This window comes from Streptomyces odontomachi, assembly GCF_024435355.1.
GTDB classification, from domain to species: Bacteria; Actinomycetota; Actinomycetes; order Streptomycetales; family Streptomycetaceae; genus Streptomyces; species Streptomyces odontomachi.
In genome coordinates this window covers 372,828-394,719 of the sequence record NZ_JAMJWG010000005.1, presented here as the reverse complement: position 1 = coordinate 394,719, position 21,892 = coordinate 372,828, and the positions used below count along the sequence as shown (strand labels likewise).

The window sequence follows — 21,892 nt, the reverse complement described above, 5'->3', positions numbered from 1 at the left end:
TGTGATGCGCTCAGCCTACGCGTCGCACACGGAGGGTTCGTTTAACCGCACGATTGGCTCACCGTCCGTACGGGGCAAGGTGTTCGTTGGAGAGGACCGAGGGAGGTGGCTGGTCGGCATGTCGAGAGCGCGGGTGGCACGTCGGATCGCTGCGGGCGCGGCATACGGCGGGGGCGGGATCGGGTTGCTCGGCGTGGCAGCGGTGGGGGTGCTGGTGGCCGAGGTACAGCTGGCCAAGCGCCAGGTGGGCAACCACGGCGGCGACGACATGCCCCCACCGCGCGCCGACGGCGTGTACGGCAAGGGGTTCGCGGGACCCGGGGCCGCCATCGAGCCGTTGCGGTTCGCGATGCTCGGCGATTCGACGGCGGCGGGTCAAGGAGTGCACCGCGCACGGCAGACACCAGGTGCGCTGCTCGCCTCGGGGCTCGCCGCGGTCGCCGAACGCCCTGTGGAGTTCCGGAACGCGGCGCTGTCCGGCGCGCGCTCCGACGATCTCGAACGACAGGTGACGCAGGTCCTGTCCGACCCCGCGTGGGTGCCGGACGTATGCGTGGTGATGATCGGTGCGAACGACGTCACGCACCGCATGCCGCCCACCCGCTCGGTGCGATGCCTGTCGGCGGCGGTACGCAGGCTGCGCACCGCGGGCGCCGAAGTCGTCGTCGGCACCTGCCCCGACCTGGGCACCATCGAGCCGGTGTACCAGCCACTGAGCTGGCTCGCGCGGCGCGCTTCGCGGCAGCTCGCGGCGGCTCAGACGATCGGGGTCGTGGAGCAGGGCGGACGGGCGGTGTCCCTGGGCGACCTGCTGGGCCCCGAGTTCGCCGCGAACCCGCGTGAGCTGTTCGGTCCCGACAACTACCACCCGTCCGCCGAGGGGTACGCGACCGCATCGATGGCGGTACTGCCCACCCTGTGCGCAGCGCTCAGCCTGTGGCCCGAGGAGGAGCGGCCCGACGTCGCTCGGGACGAGGGCTTCCTGCCGGTCGCCCGCGCCGCGGCGGAGGCGGCGGCCGAGGGCGGTACCGAGGTCAGCGCGGCGATCGAGGCGGGACCGAGGGGCCCATGGGCACTACTCAAGCGAAGGCGCCGCCGGCGCATCTCGTCGGACGGAGAGTCCCCGTCGAACTCCGACACACCCGCGACGGACGGCACGGCACTCCCCTGAGCGCAAGCACCCGCACCCCACGGGGGGTGCGCCCCGCAGGGGCGCGGGGAACTGCGCGACCAGCCCCCACCGGCCGGTGGCCCGAACACGACAGAAACAACCCCTTCAGGCCGGTAGCGACCGCAAGGTCGCGTCGTAGCCGGTCGCGCCCCGCGCCGAAGCCGCAAGATGTCACAGCCCCGCGCCCCTTTTTCGTACGCACCCTCGGCCGCCAGGCCGACGTCGCCGTCACGCCGCCGTGCGGCCCACCGTCCCACCTCCGGCAGGAAGCCGTCGCCACAGGAAGCCGTCGCCAAGGGAACCCGTCGCGCAGCAAGGCCCCGCGGCCTGAGCAACCGCTTAGGATGATGCGGTACGGGTCACACCCCCCAACCCGTGACCTGAACCGTACGCACGGGTAACTTCCTGGGCGGCGCGGCTCGCCGCCCAGACCCGCCCCCGTCATCCATGGAGCCGTGATGCCCGAAGCCGTGATTGTCTCCGCCGCGCGTTCGCCGATCGGGCGGGCCTTCAAGGGCTCGCTGAAGACGCTGCGGGCCGACGACCTGACCGCCACCATCATCCAGACGGCACTCGACAAGATCCCCGCGCTCGACCCGACCCAGATCGACGACCTGATGCTCGGCTGCGGCCTGCCCGGCGGCGAGCAGGGCAACAACCTCGGCCGTATCGTCGCCGTCCAGATGGGCATGGACCACCTGCCGGGCTGCACCATCACCCGGTACTGCTCGTCGTCGTTGCAGACCTCCCGCATGGCCTTCCACGCCATCAAGGCGGGCGAGGGCGACGTCTTCATCTCGGCCGGCGTCGAGATGGTGTCGCGCTTCGACAAGGGCAACTCCGACAGCCTCCCGGACACCCACAACCCGGTCTTCGCCGAGGCCGAGGCCCGTACGGCGGCCGTCGCCGGGTCCGAAGGCGCCGGTTGGCACGACCCCCGCGAGGACGACCTGGTCCCCGACCCGTACATAGCGATGGGCCAGACCGCGGAGAACCTGGCCCGGCTGAAGGGTGTCACCCGCGCGGACATGGACGAGTTCGGCGTCCGCTCGCAGAACCTCGCCGAGCAGGCCCTCGCCAAGGGCTTCTGGGAGCGCGAGATCACGCCGGTGACGCTGCCCGACGGCACGGTCGTCGCGAAGGACGACGGCCCGCGCCCCGGGGTCACCATGGAGGGCGTGGCCGGCCTGAAGCCGGTGTTCCGCCCGGACGGCCTGGTCACCGCGGGCAACTGCTGCCCGCTCAACGACGGCGCCGCAGCGCTCGTCATCATGAGCGACACCAAGGCCGGCGAGCTCGGCCTCACCCCGCTCGCCAGGATCGTGTCCACCGGCGTCTCGGGGCTCTCGCCCGAGATCATGGGCCTCGGCCCGGTCGCGGCGTCGCAGCAGGCGCTGGCACGCGCCGGGATGGGCATCGGCGACATCGACCTCGTCGAGATCAACGAGGCCTTCGCCGCCCAGGTCATCCCCTCCTACCGCGAGCTGGGCGTCGACATCGACCGGCTGAACGTGAACGGCGGTGCGATCGCCGTGGGCCACCCCTTCGGGATGACCGGCGCGCGGATCACCGGGACGCTGATCAACAGCCTCCAGTTCCACGACAAGCAGTTCGGCCTGGAGACGATGTGCGTGGGCGGTGGCCAGGGCATGGCCATGGTCATCGAACGCCTCAGCTGACTCGCGCTCCGGGGGCTCTGCGGCGTTCCAGGCTCTCTGGAGGACGGGCACCCAGAGCCCCCCGGTGACCCCACGAAGGCCTCCCCGAGCCTTTCCGGGGCCTCTCCCCGGCGTCCCCGAGCTCCCCGGGCCCCCGGACCCTTCCCGGGCTCTTCGGGCGTACCGGGGCGCTCCGGGGCGTTTCGAGAGCCCTCGGAGGCGTCTCGGGGCGCGCCACCCAGCGGCCGCCCGACACCGCACACCGCACGCCACACGCCACACACCGCACGCCACACGCGGCACGCGGCACGCGGCACGCGGCACGCCGGGAAGGATCGGCACCGCACACGCACCGGAAAGATCGACACAGCATGCCGTCGGCGCCCGCGACAACCCTCCGGAGTGCCCGAAGCGGCGCCGGGGCGTGCACCACGGGGCGCCCCCTGACCCCCTTGGCTCCGGCATCATTCTGTGACCGAATTTCCACCAGGATTGTGATCTGCCTCCCGGAACTGCCACATCGTCGCAGGTCACAGCGGCAGAGCGAATCGGGCCCCAGCCCCTACCGTTGTCCGGTTCGTAGGATATTGCCCGGCCGGCACCGTAGCCGGCCCGTCAGCCTGAGGTAGGAAGTCGGGGATCAGACCGGACAACGGGAGTACGTCAGTGAGCGCCTTGTCTCTTGCCCTGCTGCTCACCACGGCCGCCGCGACGGCCGTGGGCGCCGCCACCCTGCGCGCCGCACACGGACTGCGCAAGCAGATCACCGCGCTGCGCACCGAGCTCGCCGAGGCGACCACCGCGCAACCCGTCGTACCGGCGCCACGGGTCGGAGCCGACGCCGACGAGATACGCAGCGCCGTGGCCGAGGCCCTGGCGGACGAGCGGGAGCGGGAGATGGCCGAGGCACGGGCGTTCTGGGCCGCGCAGGAGGCCCGCGACGCCTCGTCGGACGCCTCGCTGCTCGGTCCGGCGCCCGACGACCCCTGCATGCCGCGCCAGGGCGATCTCGTGGGTCTGTTCGGCTTCGATCCGCTGGAGCCGCCGACCGACCCGGACGAGTTCCCCGGCGACTCCCCCGAGCTGGCGGCGGCGCGCCGTCGCCATCCTTCGCACCCCGACTTCGTGCCCGCCCAGTCGTCCCGGGCCGCGCAGGCGCCGTTCCCGGCCGGGGGCAGCGATCACGAGGCCATCGTGGCCTGCCTCGAAGGCCTCGCCCACGCCCGCACCGCGCTCGCCGACGTCCGCCCCGGGCCGCTCGGCACGCTGGACGTCTACGTCTTCGTGGACGGCACGACGCTGTGCATGACGCCCGGGAACCGTGAGACCGCCGAAGTGCTCGCCGAGGCCCTGCGGAGTGGCGACACGCCGTTCCTGCTGGGGGGCTCCAGCGTGTCCGGTTCGTATGCGCTGACGTTCTCCTGCGGCGCCGAGAACATCTACATCCTCGCGGACCGTGTGATCGCATCCCACTGAGCGCACCCCCAGCGCGCTACGAACACGCCCACGGCGCTCCAGCGCCCCTGAAGCGAGCGGGAGGCCGTCCGGCCTCGTATGGCCCGGGGAGATCCCGTCACATGCCGGCCGGCGCCACTGCGTGGAGGGAGGGGGACGTCAGACCCCGGCACGCCGCTGCGCCTCCGCGACGAGCTCCACCGCGCGCGTCACCTCAGCCTGATCTGTCAAGACCACCACGAGATCGCGGCCCGCGACCGTGATCTGGTCCGCGGCGGCGAACATCCCGGCGTCCGGCATCTCGCGCGGCGCCCCACCGGGGTCCTCGATGCGCTGCGCCCAGCGGGCGAATTCCCTGGCCAGGGCCAGTGCCTCGGCCGCCGCACCGCGCTGGAGACGGCTCTGCGGCGCGGCGCGCAGCCGGTCGGCGAAGTGGTCCACGGCGGACGTCAGGGGTGAAGTATCGACCACGCCGCGACCCTACGCGCCTGACCGGGACTGTTGCCAACGCGCAAACCCTCAGGCACGGTGGCGTGAAGGACGGACCACATCGAAAGCCGCCGGAGGCGCCGATGTCTCAAGTCTTCTCCCAGGAGACCCACCGCAACATGCTCGCCCGTATCCCCCAGTGCACTGGTCGTGATATCTCCGACTGGCTCCGCACCGTCGACGAAGGTCCCGCTCTTTTCCGCTTCGAAGAAAAGGTCAGCTGGCTACGCGCCGAGCACAACCTCGCGTACGGCCACGCGAAAGCGATCGTCCACGAATACGATCTGCGACGCGCCGCACGCAAACTGCTCTGACACCCCATACCTGGAAACGATCAATCCGGAAACGATCACATCCATCCGCCCCGGCCCACCGGGGCCAGTGACGCGAAAGGGCCCGCGAGCATCTCGCTCGCGGGCCCTTCGGCTGTCTGCTGTCCCCCGCCCGGGGGACGGGCCGAGCCGGTGCGTCGGTGCCGCCGGTCAGTTGTCGCCCTGCAAGATGGCGATCAGCCGCAGGAACTCCAGGTAGATCCAGACCAGGGTCAGCGTGAGACCGAACGCGGCCAGCCACGCCTCGTTACGCGGCGCGCCGTAGGCGATCCCCGTCTCGACCTGCTTGAAGTCCAGGGCCAGGAAGCAGGCGCCGATCAGCACGCCGAGGATGCCGAAGGCGATGCCGAGGCCACCGCTGCGGAAGCCGAGGCCGTCACCGCCGCCGAAGACGGCGAAGAGCATGTTGATCGCCATGAGGCCGATGAAGCCGAGGGCGGCGGCCATCACGAAACCGTAGAAACGGCGGTTGACCCGGATCCAGCCGGCCTTGTAGGCGACGAGCACACCGGCGAACACGGCCATCGTGCCGAGCACCGCCTGCATGGCGGCGCCGCTCGCGATGCGGTTGTCCACGACGCTGGACAGCACGCCGAGGAACACGCCCTCCAGCGCGGCGTACGACAGGATCAGCGCGGGCGCCGGGCTGCGCTTGAAGGACTGGACGAAGCCCAGGACCATCGCGATCAGCCCGGAGACGACCGCGATGCCGTACGAGCGGTTGATGTGCGCGTCGTCGACCGGCAGCAGGACCCAGGCCAGGGCGGCCGTGACGACGAGCACGCCGAGCGTGGTCGCGGTGCGCGCGACGACGTCGTCCATCGTCATGCGGCCGGTGGTGGCCGGGGCCTGCGGCGGGGCGCCCTGGAAGCCCTGCTGGGCGTACGGATTGGCGTAGGGGTTGCCGGTGGGCTGGGCGTACGGGGCGCCCCCGTAGGGGTTACCGCCGTAAGGGCCTGCCTGCGTGCCGACTGCGGGTCCCCCGGCCTGCGGCCCCGCGTGGAAACCCGCGTAGCCGTTGTCGCGGCTGAACCCCCGTCGCGAGAAGACCGGGTTACTGCTCCTCATGTCGCTCCTCCATAACCACCCTGCGTGGCTTTTGGGCTCAAGAGTAATGGGTGGGCAAAGAATTGGCTCTCCTGCTCTGGGATGATCCTTACCCGCCCCGATGCCCCACACCGTACGCCCGAAGACAAATCCATGCGCCATGACGGTCAAGCCTGTGGATAAACCGCACCAAGAGACCACCCGCGCCTGTGGACAACGTGTGTCGCCCTCAGGCCTCAGCCGAAGGGGAACCCCGTGTAGCACTCGGCGAGGTCGGTCTCGGCGGCGCGTGAGGTTGCGATCCGGTCCAGTCGGGCGCGCTGGATGCGGTCGTCGAAGGGCGTGGCGTCCGGCGCGCGGTGCAGCATCGTCGTCATCGCGTACGAGAAGCGCTCGGCCTGCCAGACGCGGTGCAGGCAGGTCTCGGAGTAGGTGTCAAGGAGCGAGGTGTCGCCGGTCCTGCGGAAGTGCACGAAGGCGCGGGCGAAGGTGACGACGTCGCCGACGGCGAGGTTGAGCCCCTTGGCGCCGGTGGGCGGCACGATGTGCGCGGCGTCCCCGGCCAGGAAGAGGTTGCCGTGCCGCATGGGCTCGTGGACGTAACTGCGCATCGGCGTGACGGACTTGGCGGTGATCGGGCCACGGTGCAGCGCCCAGTCGTCACCCGGCGCGGTCTCCAGCCGTCGATCCAGTTCGTCCCATATCGCCTCGTCGCTCCAGTCCGCGGCGTCCTCCTCGGCCGGGACCTGGAGGTAGAGCCGCGAGACCGTCGGGGAACGCATGCTGAGCAGGGAGAACCCACGGTCGTGGCGGGCGTAGACGAGCTCGTCGTGGGACGGCGGCACATCGGCGAGTATGCCGAGCCAACCGTACGGGTACGTGCGTTCGAAGACCTGGGAGACGGCGGCCGGCACGGCATCGCGCGACACGCCCCAGAAACCGTCGCAGCCGACGACGTAGTCGCACTCCAGGACGGATTCCTCCGTTTCCGCCGCGCCGCGGTGCACGAAACGGACGCGGGGGCGGTCGGACTCGGCGCCCTCGACGGCCAGCGCTTCCGCCTCGAAGAGCAGCGGCCCACCCTTGGCCAGCTGGAGCGCGACGAGGTCCTTGACCACCTCCGTCTGGGCGTAGACGGTCACGGACCTACCGCCGGTGAGGCCGGGGAAGTCGACGCGGTGCCGGCGGCGGTCGTAGCGCAGCTCGATGCCGTCGTGACGCAGCCCCTCGCGGTCGAGCCGCTCGCCGGCCCCGGCGGAGCGCAGTACGTCGACGGTGCCCTGCTCCAGGATGCCGGCCCGCTGCCGTCGCTCCACGTAGGCGCGGTCGCGGCTCTCCAGGACGACCGAGTCGATACCGGCGTTGTGCAGCAGGCGGGCGAGGAGCAGCCCTGCGGGACCGGCTCCGATGATGCCGACGGTGGTGCGCATGGCGCTCCTGATGGTGGGAGGGACCGCTTACCCAAGCGGGCGTTCGCATAGTGAAATTTCATTCGCTGAACTTCAGGGAGTTTCTGCCCGCCCCCTGCCGCTGTCAACGGCTCCGGGTGGAAGGGGCGTAGGGAGCAGGGGGCAGGCAGGGCCCTGCCGAGCTCCGAGCGTTCGAGGCGGCCACGGCACCACGGCACCCGAGAGCGGCGCGCAGCGTGGCGGAGGCGAAGTGGCCGCGACTGGCAACGTTCGCCCCTTAGCGCGCGCCCCAGCGGCGTCGCACGCCCCACCCGCGACACCCTCGCCGCACCGAAGGGGCGGACCGGTGCGCGCACCACCGGTCACGCCGCACCACCACGCCTCCAGCGAACCCTGACGCCACTCCCCAGCGAGACGGACATCACCCCCTTCCGAAGCCGGACATCGCTGCCCCGCAGAGACGGGCATCAGCGCTCCACGGAGACGGGCGTCGCCGCCTCACGGAGACGGACGTGAACCGCCGCAGAGTCGGGCACCTCACCGCCCCGCGCCGCGCCGGTGGGCACCCGCATGGATCCCGACCGGCCGGGTGCACGAGCGGGCCAAGGTGACGGCGCCTTCACCCGGAGCGCTCGGGGGAAGCCGGGCCGGCCGGCGTCGCATCTGCACACGACCGGCATCAAGGGGCCCTGCGCCTGCACGGTCGTGATGCCCCTGGGGGTCGCCGTTGCCCGGTCAGGGCCGGGGGTGTGACGCAGCCTCTTGCCAGAGCGCCTCTCACGGTGCTGTCCTGGTTTCGAGACCTTTCACGTTGCCTTCACGGCCTTACCCGTAAGCTTCACACCATGCCCACGACTCCTGAGCCCGTACCCGCGCGTTCTGCCGCCGCGGTGAATGAGGAGATCCGTGCGCTGTGGCTGCGTGCCGGAGGGCGGTTGTCGACCGAGCAACGCCGGGTCTACGAACGTCTTGTCGCGGAGTGGTCCGCCGCCGTGCGCGTGTCGCGTGAGCACGATGACTGTGATCGGAGCGAGGTGGCCTGACCGGCGCCACGCCGTTCTCGCACGGGGCGCCGGGCTTCACATCTTCCGGACGATGGGCGATGAGTCGCGCATGTCCTTCCCGGGCCTTGCATCCGCCCAGGTGGCGGCCGGTGATCTCGTCGGAAGTGCCCGGAACCGGACTTGAACCGGTACGCCCGCGAGGGGCAGCGAGGTTTAAGCTCGCCGTGTCTGCATTCCACCATCCGGGCAGGCCGTGCGCTCCGTTGAGGGTCCGAGCCTATCGGGACGCCTCCTCCGAACTACGGTGCGATGAAGCGATGTTGTCTTATTTTATTGAGCCCTGAGGGCCCGTCAGAACCGGCCCATGGCTGTTCACAACTGCCGACGCTCTTTCAGATGCCCCGTAGCGTCCCGTACGGAATGACGGAATTTCACCGTACCGACGGACGGTTTCACAGCTGTGATGAACGGTTACCGACGGGTACCCCATGACATACCCGCGGTGATGTCGGCCGATGCCTCCGTCAGGACCGGCCTGACGGACGCCTCAGGGTCGGACGTCCTCCTCAGGTAGGAGGCCGACGCGGCGGATGCGACCACAGGCGGGTACGGGAACGGGAACCTGGGGTGAGTACAGCCCGACGGGCCTGCCCCCACCATGGACGGGCACCTCCGTCCACCGACAGGAGAAACCTCCCGTGACCACCTCACGCACCACAGGTCCGGCCGGCACCGCGGTGGCGGCCCGCGCCACGGAGCTCACCAAGGTCTACGGCCAGGGCGAGACCCGGGTGGTCGCGCTCGACCAGGTCTCGGTGGACTTCCGGGCCGCCGAGTTCACCGCGATCATGGGTCCCTCGGGCTCGGGCAAGTCGACGCTGATGCACTGCGTGGCGGGCCTGGACGACTTCACCTCCGGTTCCGTGCGCATCGGCGAGACCGAGCTGGGCGCGCTGAAGGAGAAGCAGATCACGCGGTTGCGCCGGGACAAGGTCGGCTTCGTCTTCCAGGCGTTCAACCTGCTGCCCACGTTGACCGCGCGCGAGAACATCACGCTGCCCATGGACATCGCCGGCCGCAAGCCGGACCAGCAGTGGGTGGAGAACGTGATCGACATGCTGGGGCTCGCCGACCGGCTGGGCCATCGACCGCGCCAACTCTCCGGCGGCCAGCAGCAGCGCGTCGCGGTGGCCCGCGCCCTGGCGTCCCGGCCCGAGATCGTCTTCGCCGACGAGCCGACCGGGAACCTGGACTCCCACGCCGGCGCCGAAGTCCTCGGATTCCTCCAGAACTCGGTGCGGACGTTCCATCAGACCGTCGTCATGGTCACCCACGACCCGGTGGCCGCCGCCTACGCCGACCGGGTCGTGTTCCTCGCCGACGGCCGCATCGTCGACGATCTGTACGAGCCGACGGCCAACGCCGTGCTCGACCGGGTCCGGACGCTCTCCGGCGGCCTCGGCACGGCACAGGACAACACCCCGGGCGCCGGCGGATTCGGCGCGGCACAGCACGACGCCCCCGGCGCGGGCGGCCGGCACGCCGCACCGCGCGACACCGTCTGACCTGGTCGCTCCGGCCTGTCCCGGCCGCCCCGTTCCCCGCCTGCCGCTCCGTCCGCCGCCCTTCCCCCGAGCGGCCGCACGCGCACGACCAACACCCGAACCAACGCGCCCCCAGGACCCCCATGTTCCGTACCGCCGTGCGCAACGTTCTCGCGCACAAGGCCAGGCTGCTCATGACCATGCTCGCCGTACTGCTCGGCGTGGCGTTCGTCGCCGGCACCCTGGTCTTCACCGACAGCATGTCCCACGCCTTCCAGAACAGCTCCGCCAAGGGCTTCGACCGGGTCGACGTGGCCATCCGCGCGAAACACTCGGCGAGCAGCTCCGACAGCGGGCCCGTCAGGGACCCGAAGCTGACCGAGCAGCTGCGCTCCACCGCCGCGCACACCCCGGGCGCCGCCGTCGCGACCGGTGTCGTCGACGGCTTCGCCGCGATCGCCGACAAGCACGGCAAGCTGATCGGTGCCGGTCTCAGGTCCGAGGGCGGCAACTACTGGGCCGGCCACGACCCCCGCTACCCGCTGCGGGACGGCCGCCCGCCGAAGGGCGCCGACGAGGTCGCCCTGGACGCCAAGACCGCCGACCGGGCCGGCTACCACGTCGGTGACCGGATCAGGCTCTCCGTCGACGGCACCGTCCGCACGCCCCGGATCAGCGGCGTCTTCACCACGGACGACGGCAATGTCACGGCGGGCGGCAGCCTCACGCTGTTCGACACGCGGACGGCGCAGCGGCTCTTCCACAAGGAGGGCACGTACGACGAGATCGATGTGCAGGCCGCGCCGGGCACCGGCCAGGACGAGCTGCGGTCCGCGCTCGCCCGGGCGCTGCCGGCCGACCGCACCGAGACGAAGACGGGCCGGCAGCTCGCCGACGAGCAGGCGAAGAGCATCGCCGCCTCCATGGACAGCATGCGCACGGGCCTGCTCGCCTTCGCCGGTATCGCGCTGTTCGTCGGCGTCTTCATCATCGCGAACGCCTTCACCATGCTGATCGCGCAGCGCACCAAGGAGCTCGCGCTGCTGCGTGCCGTGGGCGCCACCCGGCGGCAGGTCACCCGGTCGGTGCTGTTCGAGGCCCTGGTGGTGGGTGCGGTCGCGGCCGGCGCCGGGCTGCTGGCCGGGATCGGCATCGGGGCCGGGCTGCGCTCCCTGATGAGCTCGATCGCCGGCACCACCGTCCCCGAGGGGCCGCTCGTCGTCTCGCCCCGCACCATCGCCCTGTGCCTGGTCGTCGGGATCGGCGTGACCGTGCTGGCGGCCTGGCTGCCCGGCCGCAGGGCGGCGAAGATCCCGCCGGTGGCCGCGATGAGCAGCGTGTACGCGCCGCCGAGCAAGCGGTCGCTGGTCCTGCGCAACACCATCGGGGCGCTGTTCGCCGCAGCGGGCACCGCGCTGGTGCTGGCCGGCGCCGCCAAGTCCGGCAGCGCGGGCCGGGGTCCGGTCGCCGCGGGTGCGGCCGTCCTGGTGATCGGGGTCTTCATCCTCACCCCGTTGCTGTCCCGGCCGCTGATCGCGGCAGGCGCTCCGCTGCTGCGGGCCTTCGGGGTGTCGGGGCGCCTCGCCCGGCTGAACTCGGTGCGCAATCCGCGGCGTACCGCCACGACCGCGGCAGCGCTGATGGTCGGCCTCACCCTGATCACCGGTCTGACGGTGATCGCGAGCAGCGCCCAGCGGTCCATCGACAAGATGGCCGTGTCGTCGCTGAAGGCGGACTACGTGGTCTCCATGGCCAACTACAACACGCTCTCGCCCACCGTGGAGAGGACCCTCGGGGACACCGACGGCGTCACCGCCGTCACCCCGCTGCGCAACGCGCCGTCCCGCGTCGACGGCAAGCTCGAGTACCTGACGGGCGTCGACGGCCGGACCATGGGCCAGCTCACCCGTCTGCCGATCACCGAGGGCACCGAGCGGGTGGGCGGCCGGAACGTCCTCGTCGACCACCACCGCGCCGAGCAGCACGGCTGGCGGGCCGGAGACACCTTCACCGCCACCTACGAGGACGGTGCCACGCAGCGGCTGACCGTGGCGGGCGTGTACACCGGCAACCAGGTGATCAAGGGGATCATCCTCGACGCCGCCACCCTGCAACCGCACCAGGCCCACCCCAGCGACATGAACATCCTGGTCAAGGCGGACCACGGCCCGTCCGCGACCATGAAGAGCCGGATCCAGGCGGCGCTCGGGAACAATCCCGCGATCCTCGTGCAGGACAAGGAGGACGTCTCCGCGGGCATCGCGAAGGTCTTCACCCTGATGCTCAACATCCTCTACGCGCTGCTGGCGATGGCGGTGATCGTCGCGGTGCTCGGCGTGATCAACACGCTGGCCATGTCCGTCTTCGAACGCTCCCAGGAGATCGGCATGCTGCGCGCCATCGGCCTCGACCGGTCCGCCGTCAAACGGATGGTGCGGCTCGAATCGGTGGTGATCTCGCTCTTCGGCGGCGTGCTGGGCGTGGGCCTCGGCCTGTTCTTCGGCTGGGCGACGGGCCGGCTGATGTCCGTCCAGATCTCCACGTACGAACTCGTGGTGCCCTGGGGCCGCATGGTGCTCTTCCTGGTGATGGCCGCGATCGTCGGTGTCCTCGCCGCACTGTGGCCGGCCCGTCGGGCGGCGCGCATGAACATGCTCGCCGCCATCTCGGCGGAGTAGGCGGAACGGTCCTGGGCGCCCGGTGCCGAGCAGGGCACCGGGCGCCGGGACGTCAGTTCCAGGTACGGGCCCGCAGCGGCATCCCGGAGGTGCCGGCCGCGGGCGTCTTCACGGCGAGGACCTGGTTGACGCCGATGCGGTTGCGCTCGAACGACAGCGCGCAGGCCGCCATGTAGAGGCGCCAGACGCGGGCCCGGCCCGGACTCGTCAGCCGTACGGCCGTGCGCCAGCCGGCCTCCAGGTTGGCCACCCAGCGGCGCAGGGTGAGCGCGTAGTGCTCGCGGATCGACTCCACGTCGCGCACCTCGAAGCCGGCCCGCTCCAGCAGCCCCACCGTCGTCCCGACCGGCGCCAGCTCACCGTCTGGGAAGACGTACGCGTCGATGAACGGGTCCACCCGGTAGGCGGACTCGTCCTGCACCGGGCGGCGCGCGATCTGGTGGTTCAACAACCGCCCGCCGGGCTTCAGCAGCGCGTACAGGTCCTGGGTGTACTCCAGGTAGCGGACGGAGCCGACGTGCTCGGCCATCCCGATGGAGGAGATCGCGTCGTACGGGCCGTCGACGACGTCGCGGTAGTCCTGCACGCGGATCTCCACCCGGTCGGTCAGGCCCTCGTCCGCGATCCGCTTTCGGGCGTACGCGGCCTGTTCCGTGGAGAGCGTGACGCCGACCACCCGTACTCCGTGCTCCCGGGCCGCGTGGATCGCCATGGAGCCCCAGCCGCACCCGACGTCGAGCAGCCGCTCGCCCGGCTTCAGGTCGAGCTTGCGGCAGATCAGCTCGAGCTTGTCGCGCTGGGCGTTCTCCAGGGTGGCGGCGTCGCCGGGCTCCCAGTAGGCGCAGGAGTAGACCATGGACGGGCCGAGCACCAGTTCGTAGAAGTCGTTGCCGACGTCGTAGTGGTGGCTGACGGCCGCCTTGTCGCTGCGCTTGGTGTGCAGATGGCCGCGGCCGGCCCGGCGCGCCTCCTCCCGGGGCGGCGGCGGGGGCGGCAGCGGTCCGGCGAGGGCGGCGAACGAGGCGAGGGCGGCGCGCACCTCCGGGTCGCGCAGGGCGTCGACGGCCACCTTGGCGTTCCGGACCGGCTTGGGCAGTGCGGCGGCGAACCCGGACTTCCGGGCGGGCGCACGGCTGCCGGCGCCCGACGTGCCGTGTGGGACAGGGACGCCCGCATCGCGGGTGTCGTCGTCGCGGTCCCACACCGTGCCCGCCAGCCGGTCCAGTGCCTCGTAGAGGTTGCCCTCGACGTCCAGCTCACCGGCCACCCAGGCGCGCACCAGGCCCAGTTCGCCCGGCTTCCACAGCAGCCGGCGCAGGGCACGGCGACGGCGCACGACCAGGACCGGCGCACCGGGTGGGCCCGCCTCCGAACCGTCCCAGGCCCGCAGTCGTACCGGGAGGGGGGCTCCCAACACCTGCTCGGCAAGCGACTTCAACCGCGACGCCGCGGCTTCCGGCATGGCACACCTCCATGAGTGAGCTCCCCGTCCGCTCGGATCGGCAGAGCCGTCGGAGCGCAGGGATCACGGAACGGTTCAACACCACGTAAACACGGGCGGGCTGGTCGCGCAGTCCCGACGAGCGTCACGGAAGGGCAAAAATAATTGTAAGAACCATGTATTTGGTGGCGCGTCATGGCCGGCCGCAGCCGCGCCCCGCGTGCGGGCGCCAACACGCCCGCGTGCGGGTGCGGACGGGTGCGGACACGCCGAAGGGGCGCCCGCACCACGGATGGCGGGCGCCCCTTCGGGCTGAGCGTGCGCGCAGCGCGCCTGGTCAGGAGGCCTTGGCCTTCTCACCCTCGGACTTGCTGCTGGCGACCGGCTGCGCCGGGGCCGGGACCGGCCTGGCGGCCTCGTAGAACTCCTCGCGCGGCGACTCGATGGCGCCGAGCGAGACGACCTCGCGGCGGAGGAACGTGCTGAGCGTCCAGTCGGCGAAGACGCGGATCTTCCGGTTCCAGGTCGGCATGGCGAGGCCGTGGTAGCCGCGGTGCATGTACCAGGCGAGACGGCCCCTGACCTTGATCTTCATCTTGCCGATGACGATCATCGCGACGCCCTTGTGCAGACCGAGCCCGGCCACCGCGCCCTTGTTGGCGTGGCTGTACTCGCGCTGCGGGAAGCCGCGCAGGGCGGAGATCACGTTGTCGCCGAGGACCCGGGCCTGGCGCAGCGCGTGCTGGGCGTTCGGCGGGCACCAGGCGTTCTCCACACCGGCCTTGCGGGCGGCGACGTCCGGGACCTGGGCGTTGTCGCCGGCGGCCCAGATGTGGTCGGTGCCCTGCACCTGGAGGGTGGCACCGGTGTCCACGTGGCCGCGCGGACCGAGCGGCAGGCCGTAGCGGGCCAGGACCGGGTTGGGCTTGACGCCCGCGGTCCACACGATCGTGTTGGAGTCGACTTCGAGGCCGTTGTTGAGCACCACGTGGCCGTCGACGCAGGAGTCCATGCCGGTCTTCAGGTAGACCTCGACACCACGGCTCTCCAGGTGTTCCTTGCCGTAGGCGCCGAGCTTGGGACCGACCTCGGGGAGGATCTTGTCGGCGACGTCGACGAGCACGAAGCGCATGTCGTCACGGGTGACGTTGGTGTAGTACTTGGCGGCGTCGCGCGCCATGTCCTCGACCTCGCCGACGGTCTCCGCACCGGCGAAGCCGCCGCCGACGAAGACGAAGGTCAGCGCCTTGCGGCGGACCGCCTCGTCGGTGGTGGAGTCGGCCTTGTCGAGCTGCTCCAGGACGTGGTTGCGCAGCCCGATGGCCTCTTCGATGCCCTTCATGCCGATGCCCTGCTCGGCCAGGCCGGGGATCGGGAAGGTGCGGGAGACGGCGCCGAGGGCCACCACCAGGTAGTCGAAGGGCAGCTCGTACGCCTCACCGACCAGCGGGGCGACGGTCGCGACCCTGCGGTCCTGGTCGATGGAGGTGACACGGCCGGTCAGCACCTCTGCCTTGGGCAGCACGCGGCGCAGCGGCACGACGACATGGCGGGGCGAAATGCTGCCTGCCGCGGTTTCGGGGAGGAAGGGTTGGTAGGTCATGTACGACCGCGGGTCGACGACGGTGACCGTCGCCTCGCCGTAGCGCATCTTCTTGAGGATGCGACGAGCCGCGTACAGGCCTACGTACCCACCGCCTACGACGAGGATCCTGGGACGCTCCGTGGTGCTCATGCCATCGAGTATCCACCCAGATGGCCGGGCACTTCGTGCGGCCCTTCACAAGGTTTCGGGAGGGATGTGCTACCCTGCGCGACCTCTACGGAGTGACCCGTTCCGGCCCATATGACGCCGATGTGAACCACGTCACCATTCCGCGCCGCCCGCTCGACGTGCGCACCCCTTGTGAGCTGCTCCTCAGTCCGATCGCCCACGCCGCTCCGCCCACCCGGCAACCCCCCTTGTCATCAAACTGACACATGCGGGCCATCGAGCGGTGGAGATCCGCGAGAGCGACGTCGCGCACCGCGCCGGTTCCGACGGCCCAGAAGGGCCTCAACTGGAACGAATTCCTTGTGAATAACTTCACGAAGCTTCCCGCCGGTAGGGCGCCGGAAGGGCCCGCGAGGGCTGTCGGAAGCACTCGGCGGAGGGCTTACGAGGGGCTCGCAGAGGGCTTCTGCGGAGGGTCGGGAGGGTCCGGAAGGGCCGGAAGGGCCGGAAGGGCCGGGAAGGACCGGCAAGAACCGGAAGGGAGTCGGCGGGGCGGCGCGTACGGCCGCCCGAGCCGCACGCACCAGCGGCATCCGCCCGGCGGGCGCCGCAAACCGCGGTCGTCACGGTGCCGCTGACGGCGCATCACCTCGGATGACCTGGAGGGGTGGCGCACCGGCACCGTGGTCGTTCTGCTCGACGACGGCCACCCGCCGTCCCGGCGTCCTAGTGGTCGCTCTCCACCGCTTCCGCCGCCTTGTAGGCGACCCCGTCAAGGATGTCGTGCTCGCTGACGACGACCTCGTGGGCCCCCGTGCGCTCCATGATCGCAAGGAGGATGAGCGCACCGGATCCGATGACGTCGACGCGCCCCGGGTGCATCACGGGGATCGCGGCACGCTCGGCGTGGCCGGCGGCGAGCAGGGAGCGGCTGATCTCGGACACCTGGTCCCGGGAGACCCGCGAGTGGTGGATCGCCGCCGAGTCGTACTCCGGCAGGCCGAGTGCGATGCCCGCGACCGTGGTGACCGACCCGGCGAGCCCGACGAGGGTGCGGGCCTCGGCGAGCGGTACGTCCCGCGCCGCGACGTCGAGCGCGGCCTCGACGTCGGCCCGTATGGCATCGATCTGGGCCGGCTCGGGCGGGTCGCTCACGACACCGTCCCGCACCAGATGCCGCTCGGTCATCCGCACGCACCCGATGTCGACGCTGCGCGCGGCGCGCACCCGGTCGTCACCGACGACGAACTCGGTGGAACCGCCGCCGATGTCCACCACCAGGTAGGGCCCCGCCAGGTCGGCACGTCCGGCGAGTTCCCTGGTCGCGCCGGTGAAGGAGTACTCGGCCTCCTGGTCACCGGTGATCACCTCCGGCTCGACGCCGAGGATCTCGCGTACCCCGCCGAGGAACTCGTCGCGGTTGGCCGCGTCCCGTGACGCGGAGGTCGCCGCGAAGCGGACGTGTTCCACGCCGTGCGCCTTGATCTTCTGCGCGTACTCCCGGCAGACGGCGAACGTCCGCTCCAGCGCCTCGGGCGCGAAGCGCCCCGTGCGGTCCACGCCCTGCCCGAGCCGGACGATCTCCATCGTCCGCTCCAGGTCGACGAGGCTGCCGGCGGCCGGATCAACGTCCGCGACCAGCAGACGCAGCGAGTTCGTACCGCAGTCGATGGCGGCGACGCGGGGCATGGGGTGCTCCTGTTCGGGGTCCGGGGTCGGGGATCGGTCGGAGATCGGCATCGGGGTCCGGGTCGGGGGCGGAATCGGAATCGGGATCGGGGTCGGGATCGGGGTCGATCAGTCGCCGGCGGGGAGAGCGCACGGCCCCTTCCGCCACCACTCCGGCAGCATCGCCAGCGCCTCGTCCCCCAGCGGGTTCACGCCGGGCCCGGCGGCCAGCGAGTGCGCGACGAGCACGTGCAGGCACTTCACGCGGTCCGGCATGCCGCCCGCGCTGGGGAACCCGACGAGCTCCTCGATGACGTCACGCCGGCGCAGATAGTCCTCGTGCGCGGCCCGGTACGCCGCGGCCAGCTCGGGGTCGGTGGCCAGCCGCTCCGTCATCTCCTTCATGACGCCCTCCGCCTCCAGCGTGCCGATCGCGGAGGCGGCACGCGGGCAGGTCAGGTAGTAGAGCGTCGGAAAGGGCGAGCCGTCCGGCAGCCGCGGTGCGGTCTCGACGACGTCGGGCTGCCCGCAGGGGCAGCGGTGCGCCACGGCCCGCAGCCCGCGCGGCACCCTGCCGAGCTGCCGCTCGACGACCGAAAGATCGGCGTCGGTCGGCTCGGTAGGGGCAGTGGACGGCGGAGGGGTCTGCATGGCCGGGGTTCTCTCATGAAGGTCTCGTAGGCGAGTGGGGCGGTGAGGGAGGACGGGTTCGGATGGATGCGGGCAGAGTCGGGTAGAGCAGGGCAAGTTCGACAAGAGCGGACGTAGAGCGGTCATTGCCTCGGGGCGGCAGTCCGGTCGGCCTTGTCGACCGTGTCCCACACGTTCGCGTACCAGGGCTGCCCGGCGGGTCCACGCGCGCCCTGTTCGGCGCGCGACTGCTCGTCGGCGCCCGGTTCGACGACGGTGTAGCCGGTCTCGCCGGGCAGCACGTAGTGCAGCCGCTTGCGGATCTGCTGCTGGGCGTAGGCGTCGTCCTGCCAGCGCGCCTTCAGGTCACGCAGCCGCTCGACGCGCTCCCTCGCCTGCTCCCTTTGCCGCTCCATCTCGCCGATCTCGGCCCGTTGGGAGACGTACTGCCGTATCGGATAGGCGAGCGCCACGATCAACGAGCAGAGCACCAGCGCCAGCAGGGCCGCCCGGCCGGTCAGCCGGGAGCGGCGGGCCTGGCGCCTGCTCTGGGAGCGGTAGACACGGGCCGCGGTCTGCTGGCCGAGAATCCGCAGCCTGGTCGCGGTGGAGAACCGGTCGCGGCCGGAGCCCCGGTCCGTTCCGGGCACTGTCTTCCCGCCTCCCCTGTTGCCGTCCTGTACGTGTCCTGTACCTGCCCCTTGTGCGCGTGCGCGCGTGCGCCGGCGCACCGGACACTCCTGACGCATCGAACGCACCCGCGTCCCCGCACACGGTACGGGACCGAGCACGGGGACGCGGGTATCCAGGGGCTTTCCTGCGGCGGGGCGGGCCGACCGGTGCGTCGGGCCCGCGGGGCGGTGGTCTGCTGGACGGGCCCCGCGGGCCGGTCCGCCACGAACCCGGCACCGACCCTGCCGCCGAGCCCGCCGGACTCCGGGCGATCGTGGACTACTGGTCCGCCGAGCGGAACCGCGGGAAGGCGCTGCGGCCGGCGTACACCGCGGCGTCGTCGAGGATCTCCTCGATGCGCAGCAGCTGGTTGTACTTGGCGACGCGCTCGGAGCGGGCCGGGGCGCCGGTCTTGATCTGGCCGCAGTTGGTGGCGACGGCCAGGTCGGCGATGGTGACGTCCTCGGTCTCGCCGGAGCGGTGCGACATCATGCACTTGAAGCCGTTGCGCTGGGCCAGCTCGACCGCGTCCAGGGTCTCGGTGAGCGAGCCGATCTGGTTGACCTTGACCAGCAGCGCGTTGGCGGCACCCTCGTCGATGCCGCGGGCCAGCCGCTCCGGGTTGGTGACGAACAGGTCGTCGCCGACCAGCTGGACCTTGTCACCGAGCTTGTCGGTGATCGTCTTCCAGCCCTGCCAGTCGTCCTCGAACAGCGGGTCCTCGATGGAGACCAGCGGGTACGCGTCGACCAGGTCGGCGTAGTAGTCGGTCATCTCGGCGGCGGTGCGCTCCTTGCCCTCGAAGAGGTAGACACCGTCCTTGTAGAACTCGGAGGCGGCGACGTCCAGGGCGAGCGCGATCTGCTGGCCGGGCGTGTAGCCGGCCGCCTGGATGGCCTCGACGATGAGGTCGAGGGCCTCGCGGTTGGAGCCGAGGTTCGGCGCGAAACCGCCCTCGTCGCCGAGCCCGGTGGACAGGCCGCGCTCCTTCAGGACCGCCTTGAGCTTGTGGTACACCTCGACGCCCCAGCGCAGCGCCTCCGAGAAGGACTCCGCGCCGGTCGGGGCGATCATGAACTCCTGGATGTCCACGTTGGAGTCGGCGTGCGAGCCGCCGTTCAGGATGTTCATCATCGGCACCGGGAGCAGGTGCGCGTTCGGGCCGCCGAGGTAGCGGAACAGCGGCAGGTCGGAGGCCTCGGAGGCGGCGTGCGCGACGGCGAGCGAGACGCCGAGGATGGCGTTGGCGCCGAGGCTGGACTTGTCCGGGGTGGCGTCCAGGTCGAACATCGCCTGGTCGATCAGCCGCTGCTCGGTGGCGTCGTAGCCGACGAGCTCGGGACCGATCTGCTCGATCACGGCGAGCACGGCCTTCTCCACGCCCTTGCCGCCGTAACGGTTGGCGTCCTGGTCACGGAGCTCCAGCGCCTCGAACGCGCCCGTGGACGCACCGGAGGGGACGGCGGCACGGCCGGTGCTGCCATCGTCGAGGCCGACCTCGACCTCGACCGTGGGGTTGCCTCGGGAGTCCAGGATTTCCCGGGCTACGACGACGTCGATGGACGGCACGAGCATCTCCTTCTGGGATGTGACGCATGAAGGGTGAAGGTTCTGTTGCCTTGCGGCATGAGCCTAACGGGCCCGGCGCAGCCGACCCGCGACCGCCCGCCCCCTGGGACGAAAAGACGCCCTAAATGGGAGTGAAACCAATGAATCCGACATCATTACCGACCGGTACGAGAAGATCACGGATACGCGAAGATCGGACCGGAAGGGGCAGGCGCCCCCAGTCACCCCCAGCCACCCCAGGCGCCCCCAGTCGTCCCCGATCGCGCGGGAGCCCCGCCCCGGCGCGCGGGGGAAGACGCGCCGGGACGGGGCGGACTGGGAACGGCCCTGACGGACCGGCTCGGTGGGGACCGGCTCAGTGACCGGCTCAGCGGAGACCCGCTCAGCTGGGACCGGTCCAGCGGGGACCGGTCCAGCGGGGACCGGCTCAGTGGAGGTGGAGCTGCTGACCGGGGTAGATGAGCCGCGGGTCGTCGACGATGTTGGCGTTGAGCTTGAACAGCTTGCGCCAGCCGCCCTTGACGTGGTGCTTCTCGGCGATCTCGCTGAGCGTGTCGCCCTTCTTGACCCGGTACTCGCCGTCGCCCTTCTTGACCTTCTTGCCGCTGGGCGTCTTGACGGTGTGGTGCGCGAGGGAGCCGCGCTCGTGGGAACGCGAGGCGTGCTGGCCGGAGCCGGAGTCGCTCCCGCCGCCCTGCCCGGCCTGGCTCTGGCCGGAGCCCTGGCTCGACTGGCTGGGCGCGGCCGGCTGGCTGGAGCCCGACCCGCTCGAACCCCCGTCGTACGGGGTGTTGGAGAGCCCCGTGCCGCACACCGGCCAGGCACCCTTGCCCTGGCCCGCCAGCACCTTCTCGGCGACGGCTATCTGCTGCTCCTTGGTGGCCTGGTCGGCGCGCGGGGCGTAGGCGGTGCCGCCGTAGCCGGACCAGGTGGAGTTGGTGAACTGGAGGCCGCCGTAGAAACCGTTGCCGGTGTTGATGGACCAGTTGCCGCCCGACTCGCACTGGGCGACCTTGTCCCACTCGGAGGCGGTGGCGGCGGACGCCGGGCCCGAGGCGACGAGCGGGGCGGCGACGGCGGCGCCCGTGACGCCGATCAGCGCGGCGGCACGAGTGGTGCGGTTGAACGCGGTCGGGCGGCGGTGCCGGCCCTTACCGGAAAGCAGCATGGATCGATCCCCTCACCGACGCCTGCGAGGTGAGCTGTCGGGTTCGGGCCGATGGGGTTGTCCCCGTTCGCATACGAACGCTGGACGCTTGTGCCCGGCCGCGCGACCTGCGCGCGGCTTCACCCCAAGCCGTTCCGCGCACCGGAGCGACCGCTGTGCTGCTGGCCGCCCAAGTGCCGCGTACCGGCACTTACCTTGGGTCCCCCGCTCCTGCCTACGGCGCTTGACGCGACGACTGTCCCC

At 71.2% G+C, this 21,892-nt stretch carries 17 protein-coding genes, 1 tRNA gene and 1 riboswitch; of the genes, 7 read left to right on the top strand and 11 right to left on the bottom strand.

What is annotated here, in order from left to right:
* Positions 1-118: 118 nt before the first annotated feature.
* The 3 genes from NQO67_RS14455 to NQO67_RS14445 all read left to right on the top strand — a co-directional run bounded on the left by NQO67_RS14455 (position 119) and on the right by NQO67_RS14445 (position 4,305).
* Positions 119-1,171 (top strand): SGNH/GDSL hydrolase family protein, encoded by a 1,053-nt coding sequence (locus NQO67_RS14455; RefSeq protein WP_255950317.1) that lies wholly within the window; start codon positions 119-121, stop codon positions 1,169-1,171.
* 458 nt (positions 1,172-1,629) lie between these two features.
* Positions 1,630-2,850, top strand: coding sequence for an acetyl-CoA C-acetyltransferase (locus NQO67_RS14450; RefSeq protein WP_255950316.1), 1,221 nt, complete (start codon positions 1,630-1,632; stop codon positions 2,848-2,850).
* 645 nt (positions 2,851-3,495) lie between these two features.
* Positions 3,496-4,305 (top strand): hypothetical protein, encoded by an 810-nt coding sequence (locus NQO67_RS14445; protein ID WP_255950315.1) that lies wholly within the window; start codon positions 3,496-3,498, stop codon positions 4,303-4,305.
* Positions 4,306-4,443: 138 nt separating this feature from the next.
* Here NQO67_RS14445 and NQO67_RS14440 read toward each other — a convergent pair whose 3' ends face one another.
* Positions 4,444-4,755, bottom strand: a complete 312-nt coding sequence (locus NQO67_RS14440) for a hypothetical protein (RefSeq protein ID WP_255950314.1) — start codon at positions 4,753-4,755, stop codon at positions 4,444-4,446.
* A 101-nt stretch (positions 4,756-4,856) separates the two neighbouring features.
* Between NQO67_RS14440 and NQO67_RS14435 the strand changes: the two genes are divergently transcribed.
* Positions 4,857-5,087, top strand: coding sequence for a DUF4287 domain-containing protein (locus NQO67_RS14435; protein WP_255950313.1), 231 nt, complete (start codon positions 4,857-4,859; stop codon positions 5,085-5,087).
* 168 nt (positions 5,088-5,255) lie between these two features.
* On the opposite strand, the gene NQO67_RS14430 is transcribed toward NQO67_RS14435, so the two are convergent.
* Positions 5,256-6,173, bottom strand: a complete 918-nt coding sequence (locus NQO67_RS14430; protein ID WP_255950312.1) for a Bax inhibitor-1/YccA family protein — start codon at positions 6,171-6,173, stop codon at positions 5,256-5,258.
* Between the two features lie 215 nt (positions 6,174-6,388).
* Positions 6,389-7,582, bottom strand: a complete 1,194-nt coding sequence (locus tag NQO67_RS14425; RefSeq protein WP_255950311.1) for a 4-hydroxybenzoate 3-monooxygenase — start codon at positions 7,580-7,582, stop codon at positions 6,389-6,391.
* Positions 7,583-8,406: 824 nt separating this feature from the next.
* Between NQO67_RS14425 and NQO67_RS14420 the strand changes: the two genes are divergently transcribed.
* Positions 8,407-8,604: a hypothetical protein gene (locus NQO67_RS14420; RefSeq protein WP_255950310.1), complete on the top strand. Its 198-nt coding sequence runs from the start codon at positions 8,407-8,409 to the stop codon at positions 8,602-8,604.
* Positions 8,605-8,730: 126 nt separating this feature from the next.
* On the opposite strand, the gene NQO67_RS14415 is transcribed toward NQO67_RS14420, so the two are convergent.
* Positions 8,731-8,813: transfer RNA gene (locus NQO67_RS14415), tRNA-Leu, on the bottom strand.
* Positions 8,814-9,263: 450 nt separating this feature from the next.
* Between NQO67_RS14415 and NQO67_RS14410 the strand changes: the two genes are divergently transcribed.
* Positions 9,264-10,130, top strand: a complete 867-nt coding sequence (locus tag NQO67_RS14410; RefSeq protein ID WP_255950309.1) for an ABC transporter ATP-binding protein — start codon at positions 9,264-9,266, stop codon at positions 10,128-10,130.
* A 122-nt stretch (positions 10,131-10,252) separates the two neighbouring features.
* Positions 10,253-12,787 (top strand): ABC transporter permease, encoded by a 2,535-nt coding sequence (locus NQO67_RS14405; RefSeq protein WP_255950308.1) that lies wholly within the window; start codon positions 10,253-10,255, stop codon positions 12,785-12,787.
* A 52-nt stretch (positions 12,788-12,839) separates the two neighbouring features.
* Here NQO67_RS14405 and NQO67_RS14400 read toward each other — a convergent pair whose 3' ends face one another.
* From NQO67_RS14400 to NQO67_RS14370, 7 genes are all read right to left on the bottom strand, one after another.
* A complete protein-coding gene (locus NQO67_RS14400) occupies positions 12,840-14,249 on the bottom strand; it encodes an SAM-dependent methyltransferase (RefSeq protein ID WP_255950307.1) in 1,410 nt (469 codons plus the stop codon).
* Between the two features lie 316 nt (positions 14,250-14,565).
* Positions 14,566-15,963: an NAD(P)/FAD-dependent oxidoreductase gene (locus tag NQO67_RS14395; protein ID WP_255950306.1), complete on the bottom strand. Its 1,398-nt coding sequence runs from the start codon at positions 15,961-15,963 to the stop codon at positions 14,566-14,568.
* A 705-nt stretch (positions 15,964-16,668) separates the two neighbouring features.
* On the bottom strand, positions 16,669-17,631 hold the full coding sequence (locus NQO67_RS14390) for a Ppx/GppA phosphatase family protein (RefSeq protein WP_255950305.1): 963 nt from the start codon (positions 17,629-17,631) through the stop codon (positions 16,669-16,671).
* A 108-nt stretch (positions 17,632-17,739) separates the two neighbouring features.
* Entirely contained in the window at positions 17,740-18,261 is a 522-nt protein-coding gene (locus tag NQO67_RS14385) for a DUF501 domain-containing protein (protein WP_255950304.1), read from the bottom strand.
* Between the two features lie 122 nt (positions 18,262-18,383).
* A complete protein-coding gene (locus NQO67_RS14380; protein WP_255950303.1) occupies positions 18,384-18,890 on the bottom strand; it encodes an FtsB family cell division protein in 507 nt (168 codons plus the stop codon).
* Between the two features lie 301 nt (positions 18,891-19,191).
* The gene (eno, locus tag NQO67_RS14375) at positions 19,192-20,481 is read right to left on the bottom strand and encodes a phosphopyruvate hydratase (protein WP_255950301.1); all 1,290 of its coding nucleotides are present in this window, start codon (positions 20,479-20,481) and stop codon (positions 19,192-19,194) included.
* A gap of 427 nt (positions 20,482-20,908) precedes the next feature.
* The gene (locus NQO67_RS14370) at positions 20,909-21,649 is read right to left on the bottom strand and encodes a LysM peptidoglycan-binding domain-containing protein (protein ID WP_255950300.1); all 741 of its coding nucleotides are present in this window, start codon (positions 21,647-21,649) and stop codon (positions 20,909-20,911) included.
* Positions 21,650-21,653: 4 nt separating this feature from the next.
* Positions 21,654-21,881: riboswitch (cyclic di-AMP (ydaO/yuaA leader) on the bottom strand.
* Between the last annotated feature and the right edge of the window lie 11 nt (positions 21,882-21,892).